The sequence below is a fragment of the Acidimicrobiia bacterium genome, assembly GCA_036271555.1.
In the GTDB taxonomy this organism is placed as follows: Bacteria; Actinomycetota; Acidimicrobiia; order IMCC26256; family PALSA-610; genus DATBAK01.
In genome coordinates this window covers 1-19256 of the sequence record DATBAK010000022.1, presented here as the reverse complement: position 1 = coordinate 19256, position 19256 = coordinate 1, and the positions used below count along the sequence as shown (strand labels likewise).

Here is a 19256-nt window from a genome sequence, read left to right as displayed (position 1 = left end):
ATGTGACCGTGCCGTTCACGTAGGTGTGAGCCGACCCGCAGATCCGCGGTCCTCCGGGCCTCTCCGACCTCGTCGGATCCGAGCCCGGAGGTTTCGTCGTGCCCAGGCACCCCCACGCGCGCTTCGTCGCGCTCGTCCAGCTCCTCGCGCGCCACCGCCCCGATGTCGAGCCGGTGGCGATCCTCGAGCAGCGCGTCCTCGTCGACGGTCGCATCGTCGACAACCCGCGTGCGCTCGTGCGCGCGGATGCGTCAATGCGCGTCGTGCCCGCGCGCCGGCTGCGGGGCGACGTCAAGCTGTCGCACGCGCTCGACTCCTTCGCGATCGTCGTGCGGGGTCGCGTCGCGCTCGACGTCGGCGCGAGCGCGGGTGGCTTCACGCGCGCGCTCCTCGCCCGCGGCGCGCGCCGTGTCTACGCGGTCGACGTCGGAACCGGGCAGCTCGTCGGCGCGCTGCGGGTCGATCCGCGCGTCGTGAACCTGGAAGGCGTGAACCTGGCCGAGATCGATCGGCGGCTCGTGCCCGCAACGGTCGACCTCGTCGTGATGGATCTCAGCTACCTCGCGGTCGCGAGCGCCGTCCCGCAGCTCGGCGCGATCGACGTCGGCGACGCGGCCGATCTGGTCGCGCTCGTGAAGCCGACGTTCGAGCTCCGGAGCGCGCACCTCGTCGAGCACACGATCGACATCGAGCGCGCGGTCGGGCTCGCGAACAGAGCGCTCACCGCGTGCGGCTGGACTCCGACCGCTTCGTGTGCCGCGCCGAGAACCGGTGCGGCGCGGGCGCGCGAGGTCTTCGTGCACGCGCGCCGAACATCGCGATGAGCGGTGCGCGCCCTACTCGTCGACGCGGGGTGCGGCTTCGGAATCGGCCGCGGCGGCCGGGTCGGCCGCGAGGAGGTCGAGGCGCTCGTCGATCGGCAGCACGCGCAGTGCGTCGGCCGGCAGCACGAGCGTGACCGGCGTGCCCGGTTCGTGCGCGAGCTTCTCGTCGGTGTTCGCGACGAGCACCTGCACGCTGTCGCCGTTCGGCAGCCGCACGACGACCTGCGTCGTCGGTCCGAGGTACACGAGCCGATCGATCATGCCCGGCACGTGGTTCTCGCCGATGGCGCCGTACTCGAGGATGCGCGCGCGTTCGGGCCGGATGACGATCTTGGCCCGGCCGAGGCCGCTGATCGCGCCGGTCGCACACCGCAGCTCGAAGCTCTCGAGCCGCACGCGGTGACCGCCGTCGGACGCAGATCCGAGCACATCGACGTCGATGAGGTTCGCGACGCCGAGGAAGTCGGCGACGTACGCGTTCGCGGGCTCCGTGTAGACCTCGCGCGGCGGACCGACCTGCGCCACGATGCCGTTGTCCATGACCGCGAGGCGGTCACTCATCGTGAGCGCCTCTTCCTGGTCGTGCGTGACGTAGACGAACGTGATCCCGACATCGCGCTGCAGCGCGGTGAGCTCGTGCTGGAGCGCCTTGCGCAGCTTCGCGTCGAGCGCCCCGAGCGGCTCGTCGAGCAACAGCACCGACGGCTGGAGCACGAGCGCACGCGCGAGCGCGACGCGCTGCTGCTGACCACCCGAGAGCTGCGCGGGCTTGCGCTTCTCGAGCCCTTCGAGCCGTACGAGCGCGATCGCCTCACCGACGCGCCGCTTGCGATCGCCCTTGCTCCCGCCGCCGTGCTGCCACCGCAGGCCGTACGCGATGTTGTCCTCGACCGTGAGGTGCGGGAACAACGCGTAGCTCTGGAACACGGTGTTCACCGGCCGCCGGTGCGGCGGCGTGCTCGCGAGGTCGACGCCGTCGAGGAGGATCGCGCCCGAGGTGGGCCGCTCGAAGCCGGCGATGAGGCGCAGCGTGGTGGTCTTGCCGCAACCGGACGGGCCGAGGAGCGAGAAGAACTCCCCCGACCCGATCGAGAGGTCGATGTGGTCGACCGCGGTGAACTCACCGAACTGCTTCTCGAGCTTCACGAGCTCGATGGCACCGCCCCGCGTGGCGAGCGGACCGCGCGGAGCCTGCGCGCCCACCGCTTCCGTCATCGCACCCGAGGACACGCCCGATTGTACGGTCGGCCGACCACCGCGCGGCAAGCACCGGCAGGGTTTTCTACTGACTCGTCAGTCAGTAGAGTGGCGGGATGGTCGCGACCCGGCACGACGACGCGGAAATCACCGCCCGGCTCGGCGTACCCGTCGAGCGCGCGCACACGCTCCCCGGTCACTGGTACGCCGACGCGGAACACCACGCACGCGAGATGGAGCGCGTGTATCGACGCTCATGGGTCGGTGTCGGCCTCGAGGACGACGTGCGCGCGCCGGGCACCTACCGAACCGCGACGGTCGGCAACGTGCCGGTCGTGGTCGTGCGCGACGAGCACGGGACGCTGCGCGCGTTCCTCAACGCCTGCCGGCACCGCGGCGCGCCGATCGCCTACGGCGAAGGATCGGCGCGCGCGCTGCAGTGCTCGTACCACGGATGGGTGTACCGGCTCGACGGTTCGCTCGCACGTGCCGCGGGCGTCGGCGAGCCCGAGGGCTTCGACCTCGCGTGCTCGGGCCTCTTCGAGGTGCGGGTCACCACGTTCGCCCGCCTGCTGCTCGTGAACGTCGACCCCGACGCGCCCGACTTCGATCCCGGCCCTCTCGGCGCGGGCGTCGACCCGTACCAGCTCGGCCGATTGGAGCTCGGTCACCGCGATCGCTTCGAGGTCGCGGCGAACTGGAAGGTCGTCGTCGAGAACTACTCGGAGAACTACCACACACCCTTCCTGCATTCGCAGCTGCCCACCGCGGGCTACGAGTACCCGATGCGCGAGGTCGGGCCGATCGTCTTCGCGTGGGACCGGCCGCTGCAACCGCGTGATGCGTCCGAGGAAGCGCTCGCGACGAGCGCACCGGGCGAGCCGGGCTGGGCGCGCGTCGGCGAGTGCGTTGCGGCGGAATCGTTCAACAACGGCGGGTACGTCACGCTCTTCCCGAACACGATGATCTCGATGTTCGGCGGGTTCGCGGCGCCGATGCGGCTCACGCCGACCGGTCCGGCGTCGACGATCGTCGAGCGCGACTACCTCTGGGCACCCGACATCGACGCCGAGCGACGCGCGCGCGACCTCGTCGCGACCCAGGAAGTCGTCGCGCAGGATCTCGAGATCTGCGAGGCGATCCAGCGCACGTACGCGGGCGGCATCTCCGCGCGCGGCGTGCTCTCCACCGAGCACGAGCGCGGCGTCGCGCACGTGCACCGACTCCTCGTCGAGGCGCTCGCAACCGACGGGTGATCCGCGACATCGGCGGGCATTACGCTGCGGAGAGTGCTCAAGTCCGCGGCGACGTCCCGCCCTTCTCGCAACCGGGTCAGCGTCGAGCAACGCCGGGTCGAGATCCTCGAGGCGACGCGCGCCGTCGTGCTCGAGAAGGGATTCGGCGGCACGCGCATCAAGGACGTCGCCGACGAGCTCGGCGTCTCGACCGGATTGGTCCACTACCACTTCGAGTCGAAGGACGAGTTGCTCGCGGAGACGATGCGCTACGCGGCCGACGCCGACATTCGTCGGCTCGAGAAGACCGTCGCCGCGGGCTCCGATCCCGTCGAACGGCTCGACCGGGTGCTGCGCGAGTACCTCCCGGGGCCGCGTGACCAGAGCTGGACGCTGTGGATCGACGCGTGGGGTGAGGCGCTGCGGAGCCCGACGCTCAAGGAGATCTCCGAGGAGCTCGACGCGGCGTGGGTCGCGCTGCTCGAACGGGTGATCCGCGACGGCGTGACCGCGCGCCGCTTCCGCACGAGCGACCCGGCCGGCGCGGCGTGGCGGCTCGCGGCGCTCATGGACGGGCTCGGCCTCCAGGTCGTGCTGCACAAGGGCACGATGAGCCGCACGAAGATGCTCGAGCACACCCGCGCCGCGGCGGCGGCGGAGCTCGGCCTCCGGCGCGACGACTTTCCGTCGCGCAAGTAAGGGCGGCGCGCGGTGACCTGGCCGAGCGCGGTCCCGGGCCTCGGGCGCGGGCTCACCCTGCGCCAGTCGCTCGCGTGCGCGTTGCGCGTGCTCGCGCACGAGGGCTGGCAGGAGAACTTGTCGGGACACATCACGTGGGCCGACGACGACGGCGAGACGATCTGGGCCAACCCGTGGGGGATGTGGTGGTCGGAGGTGCGCGCCGCCGACATCGTGCGCGTCGGGCTCGACGGTCGCGTCGTCGAGGGACAGTGGGACGTGACGCCCGCGGTGTTCCTCCACACCGAGCTGCATCGGGCGCGGCCGGACGCGCGCGTCGTCGTGCACAACCATCCGTACGCGGCGACGGTGCTGGCGTGTCTCGGCGTCGAGCCGGTCATCGCACACCAGAACGCGGGCATCTTCGACGGTGAGCTCGCGTGCGTCGACGAGTACGACGGCACTGTCGAGTCCGAGGCCGCGGGCCGCTGGCTCGCGGAACGCGTCGGCAACGCGAGTGGTGTGCTCCTCGCGAACCACGGCGCGATCGTGACCGGCGAGTCGGTCGGCGCGGCCTGCTACCGCGCGGTGACGTTCGAGCGGATGTGCCGGTTCACGCTCGACGCGCTGCAGGCGCGGCGCGAGCTGCGACCGTTGCCGGTGGGTTCGCGCCCCGCGCTCAAAGGCGAGCTGATCCGCAACACCCCCGATGCCTACTGGCACGGCGCGGTCCGGCAGCTGCTCGCCCGTGAGCCCGAGGTGCTCGAGGAGTAAGACTTCGGCGATGGGCATGTCGATCGAGGACCTCTCGAGCTCGCCGGACTTCGGCGGATCGAAGGCGCGCCGGGAACGGGTGACGTTCCTGCCCGAGCCGCAGCGCCAGGAGCCGTTCGCGTCGGTGATCTCCGTCGACGACCACGTGGTCGAGCCACCGGACGCCTTCGTCGACCGGTTCCCGTCGAAATTTGCAGACGCCGCACCGCGCATCGTCGCGACCGACGACGGCGGTGAGGCCTGGTTGTGGAACGGCGAGCTGCTCCCGAACGTCGGATTCAACGCGGTCGCGGGCCGGCCGTCGAGCGAGTACGGATTCGAGCCCACGCGCTTCGACGAGATGCGCCGCGGCGCGTGGGACGTCGACGCGCGCGTCGCCGACATGGACGTCAACGGCGTGTGGGCGTCGCTGTGCTTCCCGTCGTTCCTGCCCGGCTTCGTCGGCCAGCGACTGTCGATGTGGCCGAGCGATCCCGACCTCGCGCGCACCGCGTTCCGCGCGTACAACGACTGGCACCTCGACGCGTGGTGCGGCGCGCATCCCGGGCGCTTCGTCCCGAACCAGATTCCGTGGCTGCGCGATCCGGTCGTCGCCGGCGACGAGATCCGAGCGAACGCGGCGCGCGGCTTCCGCGCGGTCACGTTCTCGGAAGCGCCCGAGAAGCTCGGCCTGCCGTCGCTGCACACCGGCTACTGGGATCCGTTCCTCGCCGCGTGCGAGGAGACCGGCACGGTCGTGTGCCTCCACGTCGGCTCGTCGGGCGCCACGCCGATGACCGCTCCCGACGCGCCGCCCGAGACCGTCGCGGTGCTCTTCTTCGCGTACGGCATGTACGCCGCGGTCGACTGGCTCTACTCGCGAATCCCCGTGCGCTTCCCGAAGCTGAAGATCTGCCTTTCCGAAGGCGGGACGGGCTGGGTCGCCGGCCTCATCGACCGGCTCGACCACTGCTTCAAGTACCAGCTCGGCTACCTGCCGACGTGGCGCGACGTCGACCTCACCCCGTCGGAGGTGCTCAGGCGCAACTTCTGGTTCTGCGCGCTCGACGACGCGTCGGGTGTGCTGACGCGCCACGTGATCGGCGTCGAGAACATCCTCGTCGAGACCGACTACCCGCACGCCGACTCGACGTGGCCGAACACGCAGGCGCTGCTGCGCAGCCACTTCGCGGGCGTGCCCACCGCGGAGGTCCGCCGCATGTGCTGGCAGAACGCGGTCGACGTGTTCGGCGCGACGCCGCCCCCGAACCCGTTCCCGTGAGCGACACCGTGGGCGCGCTCGTCGCCGAGCACGCGCACGCGCAGCCCGACGGGATTGCGTTCGTCGAAGGCGTCTCGGGACGCGCGACGACGTGGCGCGAGTACGACGCGCACGCCGACGCGATCGCGGCCGCGCTGGTGGGCTCGGGCTGCGCGCCGGGCGACCGGTACGCGGTGCGGATGCCCGACGGGCCCGAGGTTCACGCCACGTACGTCGGCTGCGAGCGCGCGGGTGTCGTCATCGTGGGCATCGGCCCGCGGGCGGGCGAGCGCGAGGTCGCGCACCTGCTCGAGACGACGAACGCTCGTGAAGGATCGTTCGACGATGTCGTCGCCGGCGCCCGACCACCGACCGACCGCGCGCTCGGACCCGCCGACTTGTGGATGCTCAACTCGACTTCGGGGACGACGGGCCTGCCGAAGTGCGTGATGCACGCGCAGCAGCGGTGGTTCGCGTTCCATCGTCTCGCGGTCGAGGCCGCCGACCTCGGACCCGACGACGTGTTCGCGAGCGCGCTCCCCGCGCCCTTCGGCTTCGGGCTCTGGACCGCGCACTTCACGCCGGCGATCCTCGGCGCGCCCTGTGTCGTGTTCGAGCGCTTCACCGCCGACGCCGTGATCGCCGCGGTCGCGCGTTACCGCGTGACCGTGCTCGCGGCGGTGTCGACGCAGTTCATGATGATGCTCGGCTCCCCCGCGCTCGACGGCGCGTGCACGTCACTACGCGTGCTGTTCACCGGCGGCGAGATGGTGCCACCCGACCGCGCCGCGGAGTTCGAAGCGCGCACCGGCGCCCGCGTGCTCCAGTTCTACGGCTCGAACGAGACCGGCGCGCTCTCACGCACGACGCGGCGCGACGACGACACGGTTCGGCTGCACACGGCCGGCCGCGCGATCGCGTCGATGGCCGTGCGCATCTTCGATCCCGACACCGGCGCCGACGTGACCGCGACCGGCGGGCCCGGCGTCGGCGCGTGCCGCGGGCCGCTCACCTGCCTCGGCTACTGGGACGATCCCGAGGCCAACGCGCAGCTCGTGCCGCCCGACGGCTGGATGCGCACCGGCGACATCGTGACGATCGACCGACCCGGTGATCCCGAAGGCGTGCTCACCGTGCGCGGGCGCGCGTCCGACTTCATCATCCGCGGTGGCAAGAACATCTCGGCCGCGTACGTAGAGGAGGAGGTCGGGAGCCATCCCGCGGTCGCGCTGTGCGCGGCGGTCGCGGCGCCCGACCCCGTGTTCGGCGAGCGCGTGTGCTGCTTCGTCGTGCTGCGCGACGGCGGCAGCGAGCTGTCGCTCGGCGAGCTCACGGCTCACCTCGCGACGCGCGGCACGGGCAAGGAGCACTGGCCGGAGCTCCTCGTCGTCGTCGACCGCGACCTCCCGCGATCGTCGGGCGGGAAGGTCGCGAAGGGCGAGCTGCGAGCGCGGGCCGCTCACCACATCTCGTCGAGCAACGCGACCAGCGCGTCGGAACCGCCGGTCGGCACGTAGCCGGTCGCGCGGCCGGCCGCGATCGTCGCCTCCGCGACCGCGGGGAAGTCGTCGCGGCGCGCGCCGACCGCGCGCAACGTCGACGGCAACCCGAGCGCGGCGACGAGATCGGCGATCGCGAGCGCCGCGCCGTCGACGGTGTCGACCTCGAAGGCTTCGCCAACCCGGCGCACGCCGTCGGGATTCTCGCTTGCCATGTACCGCAGCACGGGCGGGAGTGTGATGCCCGACGTGACGCCGTGGCCGACGTCCCAGCGCGCCGCGATCTGGTGGCCGAGCGTGTGGCTCAGGTGCACGCGCACGTTCACGATGCCCGCCATCGACATCCACCCCGCGAGCTGGCAGTCGAGCCGGGGCTCGAGCGCGTCGCGGTCTGCGTGCGTGCGCGGCAACGAGCGGCGAACCCGTCGCAGTGCTTCCTGCGCGAGCGTGTCGGTGAACGGGTGCGCGCGCGGACCCCACAGCATCTCGCAGGCGTGGTCGACGATCTTCATGCCCGTCGACAACCAGAGCTCGTCGGGCGTGGCGAGCGTGACCTCGGGGTCGAGCACGATCGCGAACGGCGCCATGCGCGGGTCGGACACGTAGGTCTTCACGCCCGCGACGTCGCCGGTCATCCCCGCGGCCGGCGTCCACTCCCCCGACGACAGCGTGGTCGGCACGTGGATCTGCGGGACGCGCGTGTCGCCGCGTAACTCGGCGAGCCGCAGCGCGACGATCTTGGTCGCGTCGGTGACGCTCGACCCTCCGTAACCGACGAAGAGGTCGACGCCGTGCCCGCTCGCGATCTCGAGCGCTTCCTCGATGTCGGCTCGGGGCGCGTGGGCGCGCATCGCCGCGTAGGTCGCGACGTGGCGCTCACCCAACGCCGACGTGAGCGCGTCGATCAACGGCGTCTGCGTCGCGAGCGTGCGACCGGTCACGATCATCACGCGTTTCGCGGTGAGCTCGTCGACGAGCTTGGGGACGCGCGCGACGGCGCCCGGTCCGTGCACGACGCGGTCGATGTTGGGGAACGCGTACGTGCGGATCACGGGGTGACGCCGGCGGCCGCGAGCGCAGTGAGCCGGGCCGCGACCGGGTCGGCCTCGATTCCGCAGACGCGTCCGAGGCGCATCAGCGGGCGGTTTGCGCGCTCGTAGCGCGTCCACGGGCCGATGCCTTCCTGCGCGGGATCGCCCGCGCGCGCGAACGCGCACCACGCGCCCCGCAGCGCGGCCGAGAGCGCGTGCGCGCCCCTCGGATCGGTGTCGGCGCCGACGAACGCGTCCCACCCGCCGACATCGAAGGTTCCGAACGTGAACGGGATGTCGACGCCGTGGCAGGCGCGCCGCTCGAGACCGTCGGCACGCGGCCGCGCGGGCCAGTCGAAGCGGTACCCAAACGTGCGACCGCCGGTCGCCGCGTGCGCGTCGAGGGCCGCGATCGTCGGAACGAGCATCTCCTTGTCGGTGTAGAGCGCGGCCCACACGTCGATCGGTTCCGACGGCTCGCCCGTGTCGCGTAAGAGCGCGGCGTAGGCATCGAACAGGTCGGCCGTCGCGCCGTCGTCGAGGCCGAAGTAGCGAGAGGCACGCTTGTGCAGGCGCCCCGGCTCGATGGTCGGGCCGTCGAGGAAGAGCCGCATCTCGTCGGTGGTGACGCCGAGCACGAGGTCGATGTCGCGCGCGGCGCCGGCACGCAGCGCGTCGAGCGGTGTCGAGGGCAGCGTCGTGTCGTCGAGCGCGGGATGGAACGGCAGCAGGCCCGCGATGGCGAACAGCTTCGGCGTGGCGCGCTCCTGCGCGGCCACGATCTCCGCGCTCGTGAGCCGCGCCAGCGAGTCGACGTCGCCAGGTGTGCACCCGAGCTCGGCGAGCACGATCTCGCCGATCGCGGCGGCCTGGTCGGCCGACAGGGTGCGCCCGGTCGAGCCGCTCTGCACGATCGCCCGGTCGAAGAGCCCGCGCGCGGGCGGCGATGCGAGCAGGTGCAGGATCGAGCCGCCGCCGGCCGACTCGCCGAACACGGTGACGTTGCGCGGGTCGCCGCCGAACGCGCCGATGTGGTCGCGCACCCACTGGAGCGCGCAGACCTGGTCGAGCAGGCCGAGGTTCGCCGTCTCGCCGACGCTCATGAAGCCGAGCGCGCCGAGCCGGTAGTTCATCGCGACCACCACCACGTCGCCGTCGGCCGCGAGGCGCGTCGCGTCGTAGGTCGGCAGCGACGACGCGCCGACCATGAACGAGCCGCCGTGGATCCACACGAGCACCGGCCGCAGCTCGGTGCCGCCGCCGGGGGCCCAGATCGTGAGCGTGAGCGAGTCGTCGTCGATGCGGTCGGGTGCCATGCCCGGCACCAGCTCCGGTCCCGAGGTCGACTGCGGTAGCGCGGCCGCGGGCTCGGTCGCGTCGCGCACACCGGTCCATCCGCCCGCGGGCACCGGCGCGCGGAAGCGTCGCTCCCCGACCGGCGCGAGCGCGTACGGGATGCCCGCATAGCGCGCGACGCGGCCGGTCTTCCGGCCGACGAGCCGCCCGAGGTCGGTGTCGTGCTCCACTCGTTCCGCCGCGCTCACGACGCCGGCAAGGTGACGTCGATCGGGCGGCCGCCGACCGAGCCCTGCACGGTCGCGACCGCGTGCACCGCGGCACCGCGCCAATGGACACGCACCGCACCCGAATCCGAGCCCGGGCCGCGCACGGTGACCCGCGCGTCGACATCGCCGGTCGCGCGGTTCCACTGCATGCGCCCGCTCACTGCGACATCGGTCGTCCACCGCAGCCCGCTCAGCCGGAACCGCACGATCGACTGATTCGAGTAGATCCCACTCGAGAACTTGAAGGTGCCGCCGTACAACCCGTAACCACCGCTCCACGCGTTGTACCAGCGCGGGAGCACGTCGGCGACCGTGTTCGACACCACCGTCGCGAGCCTGCGATCGGCAACCGACGAGTGCACCGACGACCCTTGCGGTGCGGGCGTCGCAGCCGCGACCGTCTTCGGGAACTGCTCGACCATGCGGACCTCGTTGTAGTGGCTCGCGCACGACGTGTCGCCCGCGCGCCCGGTCGCGACGAAGCGCACCACGATGTCGCTCGTGCAGCGGCCGAAGTCGGAGACCGCGGTCACGTGGGTGAGGTTCGCGACGGGCACGAACGTGGAGTTCGGGAAGTTCGCCGCGACCGTGCGCGCGCCGGCGCGCCACGTGTTCGTGTCGAGATCGCCGGAGAGCACGAGCGTCGGCACGTCCGGGTAGTGCACGGGCTGCTGCACCGCCGGAACGTGGTTCGATGGCACCGGCCACTGCAGGCACCAGCGGTATTCGGTCCAGTCGTTGTGGGTCCAGTCGGGAATCGTGAACGGGAAGAACGCGTCCGGATCGGTGGCGCGGAGGTGCTGGACCGCAGCGTCGTACTGCGCTTCGCGCGACGCGATCGGCGACGTGATGTCCCAGGCCTGCGGGTAGTCGTTGCAGACGGCCGCGTCGTACTCGCCCTCCGACGACTGGCGCAGATAGCCCGCGCCGCCGGGAGCCTCGTTCTCCGACACGAGCCGCAACAGCGGCGCGGGATCGGGCGACTGCGGATCGAGGTAGGCGCGGATCGCGCCGTCGAGCTCGCGGTACACGGGCGGGTCGTCGGCCGCATCGGCGGCGAGCGTGGCGATCGTCGTCGCGTCGACCGTGATCTTCCGCGGCTCACCGTACGGACCGGTCGTCGTTCCGTGGAGCGGATGCTCGCGAAGTCGATCGTCGATCGCTACGACGCGGCCGATCGGGTCCCCGCCGAGCGACGCGCACGCGGGCGAACGCGTGCACGCGAGCCGCAGCGCGCGCACGATCGCAGGATTCGCGGCGCGGTAGAACGCGTCGGTCTGTACGACCGGATACGTGGAGTCGAGCACGAGCGTGCGCACGCGGTCGGGATGCCGGATCGCGAACGTCTGACCGAAGTACGAACCCCACGAGTCGCCGTAGAGGTCGATCTGCGCGATGCCGAGCGCGTCGAGCACATGCGCGAGATCGTCGGCGACGAAGGCAGTGCCGTAGAGATCGGCGGTCGGACCGAGCTGGCGACCGCACAGGCCGATGCGCGCGACGCGATTGCCGCCGTACGTCTGCAGCGGCGCGCAGTCGACGGGTTGCGAGAGCCCCGTACCGCGCGCGTCCATCAGCAGGAGCTCACGGTGATCGCGCAGCGGCCGGAACAGGTCGAGGTAACCGGCGCGGCTCGACGTCGTCGCGTAGCCGGGACCGCCTTCCATCGCGACGATCGTGCCGAGCGAGGGGTGCGCGGTGTCGGTGCGCGCGTACAGCTCGAAGCCGATCGGGATCGTGCCGAGCGACGCGTCCGTCGGGTCGAGCGCGACGTCGATGTGCCCGCAGCGCACGCCCACGCGGTCGACTTGCTGGCACTGATCCCAGTGGATCGCGATTCGTCCCGCCGACGCGACGGTCGTGGTCGTGGTCGTGAGCGCGCCCGCGGTCAGCGCCGTCGCGAGCGCGATCGCGACGCGGCGGACGGCGCGCGTCACGACGCGGGCATCGTGAGCGCGAGCGGACGACCCGAGATCGTGCCCGTCACCGTGGCCTGCGCGTGTGGGTCCCAGTCGCGCCAGCGGAGGTGCATCGTGCCCGACTCGGTGTGCGGTCCGGCCACGGTCACGTCGGCGGTGATCCAACCGGTCGTGCGATTCCACGTGAGCGTGCCGCTCACCTTCACGTCGAAGGTCCAGCGGAGATCCTTCAGGTCGAACCGCACGACGTCACTGCCCGAGTAGCTGAAGCGGCCGCCGCGGAGCCCGACGCCGGTGCCGTCGTAGTTCGTGTACCAGCGCGGCAGGACGTCGGCGACGGTGTTCGACACGACGTCGGCGAGGCGGCGGTCGAGCACCGACGACTGCACGGTCGCACCCTGGGGCGCGGGCGCCGCGTCGTACACGAGCTGCGGGAACGCCTCGACCTCGCGCACTTCGTTGTACTGCGACGCGCACGTGGTGTCGCCCGCCGACTTCGTCGCGACGAACCGGTCGACGATCACGCTCGTACAACGGCCGAAGTCGGAGACCGCGGTCACGTGCGTCATGTTCGCGACCGACACGAACGTCGAGTTCGGGAAGTGCGACGCGACGACGTGCGCGCCCTCGGGCGACGTCAGCGAGTCGAGATCACCGGAGAGCACGAGTGTCGGTGTCTTCGGATACTTGGCGTCGGCGGGCACCGGCGGCACCCAGCTCGACGGCGCCGGCCACTCGAGGCAGGAGCGGAACTCGGTCCAGTACGAGTGCGTCCAGTCCGGGATCGTGAACGGATAGAACGCGTTCGGGTCGGTGGCGCGTAGGTTCTGCACCGACGCGTCGTACTGCGCTTCACGATCGGCGATCGGCGCGTTGATGTCCCAGAGCTGCGGGTAGTCGTTGCAGATCGTCGCGACGTACAGACCCTGCGAGTACGCCCGCTCCGGACCCGCCTTTCCGGGCGGCTCGGCCTCCGCGACCATCCGGATGAGCGGCTCAGGATCGCGGTCGTCGAGGAAGGCGCGAATCGCGCCGTCGAGCTCGCGGTAGATCGGCGCGCCGTACGCGGCCGACGCGACGAGCAGACCGATCGCGCCGGGATCGACCGTGACCTTGATCCTCACGCCGTCACCGTCGAAGCCGATCGCGTCCTTGAGCGGGTGGGCGCGCAGCACGTCGTCGACCTGCACGATGCGGTCGATCGGGTCACCGGGTAGCGACGCGCACGCGGGCGAGCGGTGGCACGCGAGCCGGTCCGCTTCGACGATCGCACGGTTCTCGTCCCGGTACCACGGGTCCTGACCCTCGACCGGATAGCTCGAGTCGAGGATCAGTGTGCGCAGCCGGTCGGGGTGGCGCACCGCGAACGTCTGGCCGAAGAACGTGCCGTACGAGTCGCCGTAGAGATCGATCTTGGCGATGTGGAGCGCGTCGAGCACGAGCGCGAGGTCGTCGGCCGCGAACGCGGTGCCGTACAGATCGGACCCGTCGCCGAGCTGCTGGCCGCAGAGCCCGATGCGATGCACGTAGTTGCCGCCGAACGACTGCAGCGGCGGGCACGTGACCGGTTGCGACGTGCCGGTGCCGCGATCGTCGACGAAGAGGATGTCGCGGCGGTCGAGCAGCGGGTGGAACAGGGCGAGATATCCGGGCGCGCTCGACGTCGTCGCGTAGCCGGGCCCCCCTTCGGTCGCGACGATCGTGCCGAGCGACGGCTCGCTCGCGTCGCGGCGGACGTGGAGCTCGAAGCCGATCGCGATCGTGCCCATCGACGGGTCCGACGGGTCGTAGGGCACGGCGACATGGCCGCACTTCGCGTCCTTGCGGACGGTGCACGGATACCACTGCACGGTCGACTTCGAGGGCGATGCACTCGTTGCCGTCGTGGTCGCGGTCGTGGTCGCAGTCGCCGTCGCGGTCGCGGCCGGGGCGACCGACGCGACGCCGCCGACGAGCACCGCGGCGGCGATGAGCGCCCGCACGATCCGTCCCTGCATGGCGATCCCCCGCCTCCACCCGCGCTGCGACCGGCGAATGGTACGGGGCGCCGGCGCCCGCCGACCAGACGCCCGGCTCCGCTCGGTCGCCTCGGTGGCCTCGGTGGTCTCGGTGGTCTCGGTGGTCTCGGTGGTCTCGGTGGTACTGCGTTACCCGGCGATACGCCGGTAACGCAGTACCACGGGTCCGACCGGAGGATCAGGCCCGCCGTCCGCGGGCGCGCATCAGGTCGAGGACCCGCTCGACGGGAAGGCCGAACGCGCGGTGACCGCGCACGCCCACGACCGTGTCGGCTACGAACAGGCTGTTGAGCACGGCCTCCTCGGTCGCGTCGACGGTCGCGCCGAAGACGCCGTTCAACCGGCTCGTCGCGAGCTCCCGACGGTCGACGACCGCGGCCGTCTCGCCCCGCGGCACGCGGAACGTCGTGCTGAACGCGCAGAAGATCTCACCGCTGCTGTGACCCGCGATCGAACCCGTGCGCGCGAGCCCGAGCCCGGCCCGGCGCGCGACCCGCTCACACTGCGCGTGCGACAACGGCGCGTCGGTCGCGACGACGACGATGCAGCTGCCCTCGCCCGCGGGCGGGTCCACGACGTCGTCGTCCTCGGGCGGCGGTGGCAGCAGCCGGCCGACGGGCACGCCGTCGACGGTGAAGCGCGAGCCGTCTCCGAAGTTCGTGAGCGCGAGCACGCCGACCGTGTAGCCGTCGACGACGCGTGACGAAGTGCCGATCCCGCCCTTGTAGCCGTGACACGTCATGCCCGCGCCCGCGCCGACGACACCCTCGGCGACCGCCGCCGCCGAAGCCGCGCCGATCGCGTCGACCGTGTGTTGCGCGGTCACCGAGAGAGTGCGCGCGTCGTTGAGGTAGCTGTCGTCGCACTCACCGACGCACGGGATCACGACATCGAGCACCCCGACACCCGGATGCACGTCGAGCATCGCCTGCACGACACCGTCGTACGCGCGCCCGACCCCCATCGTGCTCGTGAGCGCGATCGGCGTCTCGAGCACGCCCCACTCCGCGATCGCGACGGAGCTCGTCAGCTCGCCCGCGCCGTTCAGCACCGCGGTGCCCGCGGCGCACGGCGCGTCGAACAGCGCTTCGACGGCGTCGGGCACGATCGCGGTGACGCCGGTGCGCGCCACGCCGGGTTCGTCGTGCCAGACCGTCACCTGCCCGACGCGCACACCGGGGACGTCGACGATGCCGTTCGTCGGCCCCACCGGCAGCGTGCCGATCGCGATCCCGAGGTCGCGCGCACGCGGACGCGGCGTCGGCGGCACCGGTGACATCGCACGGGAGCGTATCCAGCGTGGATCAGGAACGGCGCGTCACTGCGGGAAGCCGTTGTTGCCGATCGCGACGAGCAAGAGGATGAACAGGCCGATCACGACGACGAGCGTGATCCCGCCGAGCACGAGCAGGCCCCTCCCCGACCGCCGTTGCCACGTGGGGTTCTCGTCGCTCGCGAGGGCGAACCCGCATGCGATCGCCACGACGAATCCGAGAACGCCTTCGTGCCACAGCCGATCGCGCGCGAACACCGCGATGAAGATCGGGGTCGCGGCGCCGCACAACGCGACGGCGAGCAACAACGTTCGGCCCTCGGCCCCGACCCGGCGGCGCTCCCCCACGGCCGCATTATGACGTGCGGATCCGCGGTGGTCAGGCCTGCACGGCGACGCCCGGCACGGCGACGCTCGGAACGGAGCTCGGCACGGAGCTCGGCACGGAGCTCGCGACCACCAGCGGCTCGATCGGCGCGCGCTCGTCGGCGAAGCTCTCGGTGAGGTACTCGGCGCAGTCGACGCGGTTCATCGGCCGCGCGTACAGGTAGCCCTGCACGTTCGGGCAGCCGAGCTCCCCGAGCAGCTCGGCCTGGCTGCGCCGCTCGACCCCTTCCGCGACCACGTCGAGCCCGAGGGAGCGCGCGAGGTCGATGATGCTCTTCACGAGCACGCTCGAACCGCTCTGCGGGTGCAGATCGGAGACGAACGAGCGATCGATCTTCACCACGTCGGCGGGCAGCTCGGCGAGGTACGAGAGCGACGAGTAGCCGGTGCCGAAGTCGTCGATCGCGATGCGGATGCCCTCGGCGCGCAGCGCGTTCAGCCGTGCACTGCTCTCGGCGAGGTCGCGCACGAGCATGCTCTCGGTGATCTCGAGCGTCAGCTTTCCGGCGGGTACGCCGGTGGCGTTCAGGATCGCCATGACGGCCTCGACGAAGTCGTCGACCTCGAGCTGCACCGGCGACACGTTGACCGCGAGATGCAGGTGCTCGCAGCCGGGAATCGTCTGCCGCCACGCGGCGAGCTGCGCGGTCGCGGTCTGCAACACCCAGAGACCGATGGCGCGGATGTCGCCGCTGTCCTCTGCGAGCGGGATGAACTCGGTAGGTTGCACGAGCCCGCGCGTCGGATGGTTCCAGCGCAGCAGCGCTTCGACACCGCCGACGTGACCGGCGGGCGTCAGCGTCGGCTGGTAGTAGACGAGCAGCTCGGCGCGTGAGATCGCGCCGCGCAGATCGTTCCGCAGTTGGTCGCGCTCACGCATCTGGGCTTCGAGCCCGGCGTCGTAGCGCGCGACCTGGTTCTTGCCGGCGGACTTCGCGACGTACATCGCGAGGTCCGCGCTGCGGATCAGGTCGCGCGCGTCGCGGGATCCGACACAGTCCGATCCCGCGACACCAATGCTCGCGGGCAGGAAGACCTCGCGACCGTCGACGACGATCGGCGGCTGCAGCACGTTCGAGATGCGCGCCGCGGTCCGCGCCGCGACCGCTTCCGATCCGTTCACGACGACCGCGAACTCGTCGCCGCCGAGCCGCGCGAGCAGATCGGTGTCGCGCAGCGTGCCGTGCATGCGCTCCGCGACCGCGCGTAGCGCATGGTCCCCGACGAGGTGCCCGAGGCGATCGTTCACACGCTTGAAGTTGTCGAGGTCGATGAAGAGCACGCTCACCGATTCACCCGACTCGCTCACCGCGCGGGCGAGGCACTCGTTGAAGGCGCTGCGGTTCGGAATCTGTGTGAGCGGGTCCGAGAGGTCCTGGTCCTCGCTGCGCCGCCATGCGAGCAGGTGCGTGACGCTCACCGCGAGGACGAACGCACCGTGCACCAACGCCCACAGCACCGGCCGGTGCCACTCGGACGCCGATCCGTAGACGTCCTGCGGCAGGAACCAACCCATCACCGCGTGGTGCAGGACGGTCATGAGGATGCAGAGGCCGAAGGCGCTCCAGTCCTGGTAGAGCGCGACGACGCCGACCATCACGAAGAAGAGGAAGTGGGCCTCGGTCATGCCGCCCGCGAAGTCGACGAAGGCGGCCGACGCGAGCATCAGCGACATCGTCGACGAGAGCATGCGCGTGCGACGGCTCGCGTGCGGCGCGAGCGCGGCGACCGCCGGCACCGCGATCAGCGCGGCCTCCCCCGCGACGAGGGCGAAGGCGAACCCGCGCAGCAAACCGAAGACCGCGAGCGCCAAGGCCTGGACCAGTGCATAGCGCACGATCAAGGTGTGTCGACGTTGCCAGACACGCTCGGGCAGCGCGCGGCCCTCGGGCAACCAGTCGATCGTGCGGTGCCAGAGCCGCAGCACGACGCTGCGCTGCCGCGTCTCGTCGCTCATCGCGCCACCACCGATCGCGATCCCTCGATGCCGCGCCGCGCGGCGAGCGGGTGCAGCGCGATCCAGCACCCCCACACCGTGAGCGCTTCGAGCGCGCTCGAGATCTCGTCGGCCGCGCCGAAGCCTTCGGGTCGCCACGGCGTCGGCCCGACGGGAAGGCCGGTCGTCCGGCTCACGAGCCACAGCACCACGACACACGCGCTGCTGATCGCGATCGCGCGCACGAGCGCGCGACCGGGCGTGCCCGCGATCCGCCACGCGCACGCGACTTGGACCACCGCGAGCACCGTGAAGAACGCGCCGTACAACGCCGACGCGCGGAAGTGCGCGGGGACGACGAACGCGTGGATGAACGCGGCGATCACGAGACCCCACGCGGCCGTTCGCAGACCGACCGATCCCGGCTCCGGCGCCGGCGCGGTCGCGGTGTGAGGCGTCCAGCGGGCGCGCAGCTCCTGCCATCCGATCGCGCCGACGAGTGCGAGCATCGGCAGTCCGAACACGACGAAGTGCGCGGCATGCGCCCGGAAGACCGAGACGGCCATGCCGTTCCATCGTCGTCGCGGGACCTCCAGTTGAGGCTTTCGGGGAGTTCGTGACGTTACGGTGACGACGTGGACGGCGTGGACGGCCCTGTGGTCTCGATGCCCGTGGTCTGGGACGAGCGCCACCGCGGGCACGCGCCCGGCGCGGGCATCTGGCTGGGCGTGCCGGTGCCCGGCGACGAGGAGCCCGAGCGAGGCGACGCGCTCGGCGCCGCACTGCGCGCCGCCGGCTGCGAGTTGACCCCCGCCACCGACCACGGCGACGACCCGTTGCTGCGCGTGCACTCGGCCGACTTCGTCGCGTACCTCGAATGCGCACACCGCCGGTGGGTCGAGGAGGGTCACGTCGAGGACCCGGGCCAGCCGGTCGTCGTGCCGTACGTGTTCGCGCTGCGCCAGCTCACGTCGGGCCGGCCGCCGCACCCGCCTGCCGCGATCCGTGCGATGGCCGGCCTCTACGCGATGGACACGATGACCTTGATCAGCGCGGGTACCTACACCGCGGCGCGTGCCGCGGTCGACGGCGCGTTGACCGCCTGCGACCTCGTGCTCGCGGGCGCGCCCGCCGCGTACGCGGCGGTGCGGCCGCCCGGTCACCACGTCGGGCCCGACTTCTACGGCGGCTCGTGCTACCTCAACAACGCGGCGGTCGCCGCGCAGTACCTGCGGGACCAGGGCTGCGCGCGTGTCGCGATCGTCGACGTCGACGCGCACCACGGCAACGGGACGCAGGAGATCTTCTACGCGCGCGGCGACGTGTCCTACGGGTCCGCGCACATCGATCCCGCGCACGGTTGGTTCCCGCACTACGCGGGCTTCGCCGACGAGCGCGGCACAGACGCGGGCAGCGAAGCCAACCGCAACCTTCCGCTCGCTCCAGGCGCGGGCGACGACGAATGGCTCGCCGCGGTCGACGCGCTCGTCGCCGAGGCGGGCGAGCATCGGCCCGACGCGCTCGTCGTCTCGCTCGGCGTCGACGGCGCCGCCGACGATCCCAACAGCCCGTTCGCGGTCACGGCCGACGGCTACCGCGCGATCGGCGCACGCCTCGCGTCGCTCGACCGGCCGACCGTGCTCGTGCAGGAGGGCGGCTACGTGCTCGACACGCTCGGCG

General features: G+C 71.7%; 16 protein-coding genes. 7 read left to right on the top strand and 9 right to left on the bottom strand.

Features of this window, described 5'->3' with window-relative positions; genetic code table 11:
* The first annotated feature begins 98 nt into the window (after window positions 1-98).
* A complete protein-coding gene (locus VH914_07195) occupies window positions 99-824 on the top strand; it encodes an SAM-dependent methyltransferase (protein ID HEX4490975.1) in 726 nt (241 codons plus the stop codon).
* Between the two features lie 12 nt (window positions 825-836).
* On the opposite strand, the gene VH914_07190 is transcribed toward VH914_07195, so the two are convergent.
* On the bottom strand, window positions 837-2039 hold the full coding sequence (locus VH914_07190) for an ABC transporter ATP-binding protein (GenBank protein HEX4490974.1): 1203 nt from the start codon (window positions 2037-2039) through the stop codon (window positions 837-839).
* A 98-nt stretch (window positions 2040-2137) separates the two neighbouring features.
* Between VH914_07190 and VH914_07185 the strand changes: the two genes are divergently transcribed.
* Genes VH914_07185 through VH914_07165 form a run of 5 tightly spaced genes read left to right on the top strand, consistent with a single transcriptional unit; the run spans window position 2138 to window position 7465 of the window.
* Entirely contained in the window at window positions 2138-3277 is a 1140-nt protein-coding gene (locus tag VH914_07185) for an aromatic ring-hydroxylating dioxygenase subunit alpha (protein HEX4490973.1), read from the top strand.
* A gap of 33 nt (window positions 3278-3310) precedes the next feature.
* On the top strand, window positions 3311-3955 hold the full coding sequence (locus VH914_07180) for a TetR/AcrR family transcriptional regulator (protein ID HEX4490972.1): 645 nt from the start codon (window positions 3311-3313) through the stop codon (window positions 3953-3955).
* Window positions 3956-3967: 12 nt separating this feature from the next.
* Entirely contained in the window at window positions 3968-4708 is a 741-nt protein-coding gene (locus VH914_07175; GenBank protein ID HEX4490971.1) for a class II aldolase/adducin family protein, read from the top strand.
* Window positions 4709-4718: 10 nt separating this feature from the next.
* On the top strand, window positions 4719-5969 hold the full coding sequence (locus tag VH914_07170; GenBank protein ID HEX4490970.1) for an amidohydrolase family protein: 1251 nt from the start codon (window positions 4719-4721) through the stop codon (window positions 5967-5969).
* Window positions 5966-7465, top strand: a complete 1500-nt coding sequence (locus VH914_07165; protein ID HEX4490969.1) for a class I adenylate-forming enzyme family protein — start codon at window positions 5966-5968, stop codon at window positions 7463-7465. Before VH914_07170 ends, VH914_07165 begins: the two co-directional genes overlap by 4 nt.
* Here VH914_07165 and VH914_07160 read toward each other — a convergent pair.
* The 8 genes from VH914_07160 to VH914_07125 form a co-directional block, all read right to left on the bottom strand.
* A complete protein-coding gene (locus VH914_07160; GenBank protein HEX4490968.1) occupies window positions 7408-8499 on the bottom strand; it encodes an iron-containing alcohol dehydrogenase in 1092 nt (363 codons plus the stop codon). The genes VH914_07165 and VH914_07160 overlap by 58 nt on opposite strands.
* Window positions 8496-10022, bottom strand: coding sequence for a carboxylesterase family protein (locus VH914_07155; GenBank protein ID HEX4490967.1), 1527 nt, complete (start codon window positions 10020-10022; stop codon window positions 8496-8498). Before VH914_07155 ends, VH914_07160 begins: the two co-directional genes overlap by 4 nt.
* Window positions 10019-11980, bottom strand: a complete 1962-nt coding sequence (locus VH914_07150) for an alpha/beta fold hydrolase (protein HEX4490966.1) — start codon at window positions 11978-11980, stop codon at window positions 10019-10021. The genes VH914_07155 and VH914_07150 overlap by 4 nt, the downstream gene beginning before the upstream one ends.
* Window positions 11977-13959, bottom strand: coding sequence for an alpha/beta fold hydrolase (locus VH914_07145; GenBank protein ID HEX4490965.1), 1983 nt, complete (start codon window positions 13957-13959; stop codon window positions 11977-11979). Before VH914_07145 ends, VH914_07150 begins: the two co-directional genes overlap by 4 nt.
* Window positions 13960-14158: 199 nt before the next feature.
* Window positions 14159-15259 carry a P1 family peptidase gene (locus tag VH914_07140; GenBank protein HEX4490964.1) on the bottom strand — a complete coding sequence of 367 codons (1101 nt, stop codon included), beginning with the start codon at window positions 15257-15259 and terminating at the stop codon, window positions 14159-14161.
* Window positions 15260-15298: 39 nt separating this feature from the next.
* The gene (locus VH914_07135; protein ID HEX4490963.1) at window positions 15299-15601 is read right to left on the bottom strand and encodes a hypothetical protein; all 303 of its coding nucleotides are present in this window, start codon (window positions 15599-15601) and stop codon (window positions 15299-15301) included.
* A 31-nt stretch (window positions 15602-15632) separates the two neighbouring features.
* Window positions 15633-17597: an EAL domain-containing protein gene (locus VH914_07130; protein ID HEX4490962.1), complete on the bottom strand. Its 1965-nt coding sequence runs from the start codon at window positions 17595-17597 to the stop codon at window positions 15633-15635.
* Entirely contained in the window at window positions 17594-18142 is a 549-nt protein-coding gene (locus tag VH914_07125) for a hypothetical protein (GenBank protein HEX4490961.1), read from the bottom strand. Before VH914_07125 ends, VH914_07130 begins: the two co-directional genes overlap by 4 nt.
* A 69-nt stretch (window positions 18143-18211) precedes the next feature.
* Between VH914_07125 and VH914_07120 the strand changes: the two genes are divergently transcribed.
* A partial coding sequence (locus tag VH914_07120; protein HEX4490960.1) for a histone deacetylase family protein occupies window positions 18212-19256 on the top strand: 1045 nt, incomplete at its 3' end.

Excerpts from the sequence above, each read along its gene's own strand:
- VH914_07145 (HEX4490965.1), bottom strand. The coding sequence starts at position 13,959 with ATGCAGGGACGGATCGTGCGGGCGCTCATCGCCGCCGCGGTGCTCGTC.
- VH914_07125 (HEX4490961.1), bottom strand. The coding sequence starts at position 18,142 with ATGGCCGTCTCGGTCTTCCGGGCGCATGCCGCGCACTTCGTCGTGTTC.
- VH914_07130 (HEX4490962.1), bottom strand. The coding sequence starts at position 17,597 with ATGAGCGACGAGACGCGGCAGCGCAGCGTCGTGCTGCGGCTCTGGCAC.
- VH914_07170 (HEX4490970.1), top strand. The coding sequence starts at position 4,719 with ATGGGCATGTCGATCGAGGACCTCTCGAGCTCGCCGGACTTCGGCGGA.
- VH914_07190 (HEX4490974.1), bottom strand. The coding sequence starts at position 2,039 with ATGACGGAAGCGGTGGGCGCGCAGGCTCCGCGCGGTCCGCTCGCCACG.
- VH914_07185 (HEX4490973.1), top strand. The coding sequence starts at position 2,138 with ATGGTCGCGACCCGGCACGACGACGCGGAAATCACCGCCCGGCTCGGC.
- VH914_07140 (HEX4490964.1), bottom strand. The coding sequence starts at position 15,259 with ATGTCACCGGTGCCGCCGACGCCGCGTCCGCGTGCGCGCGACCTCGGG.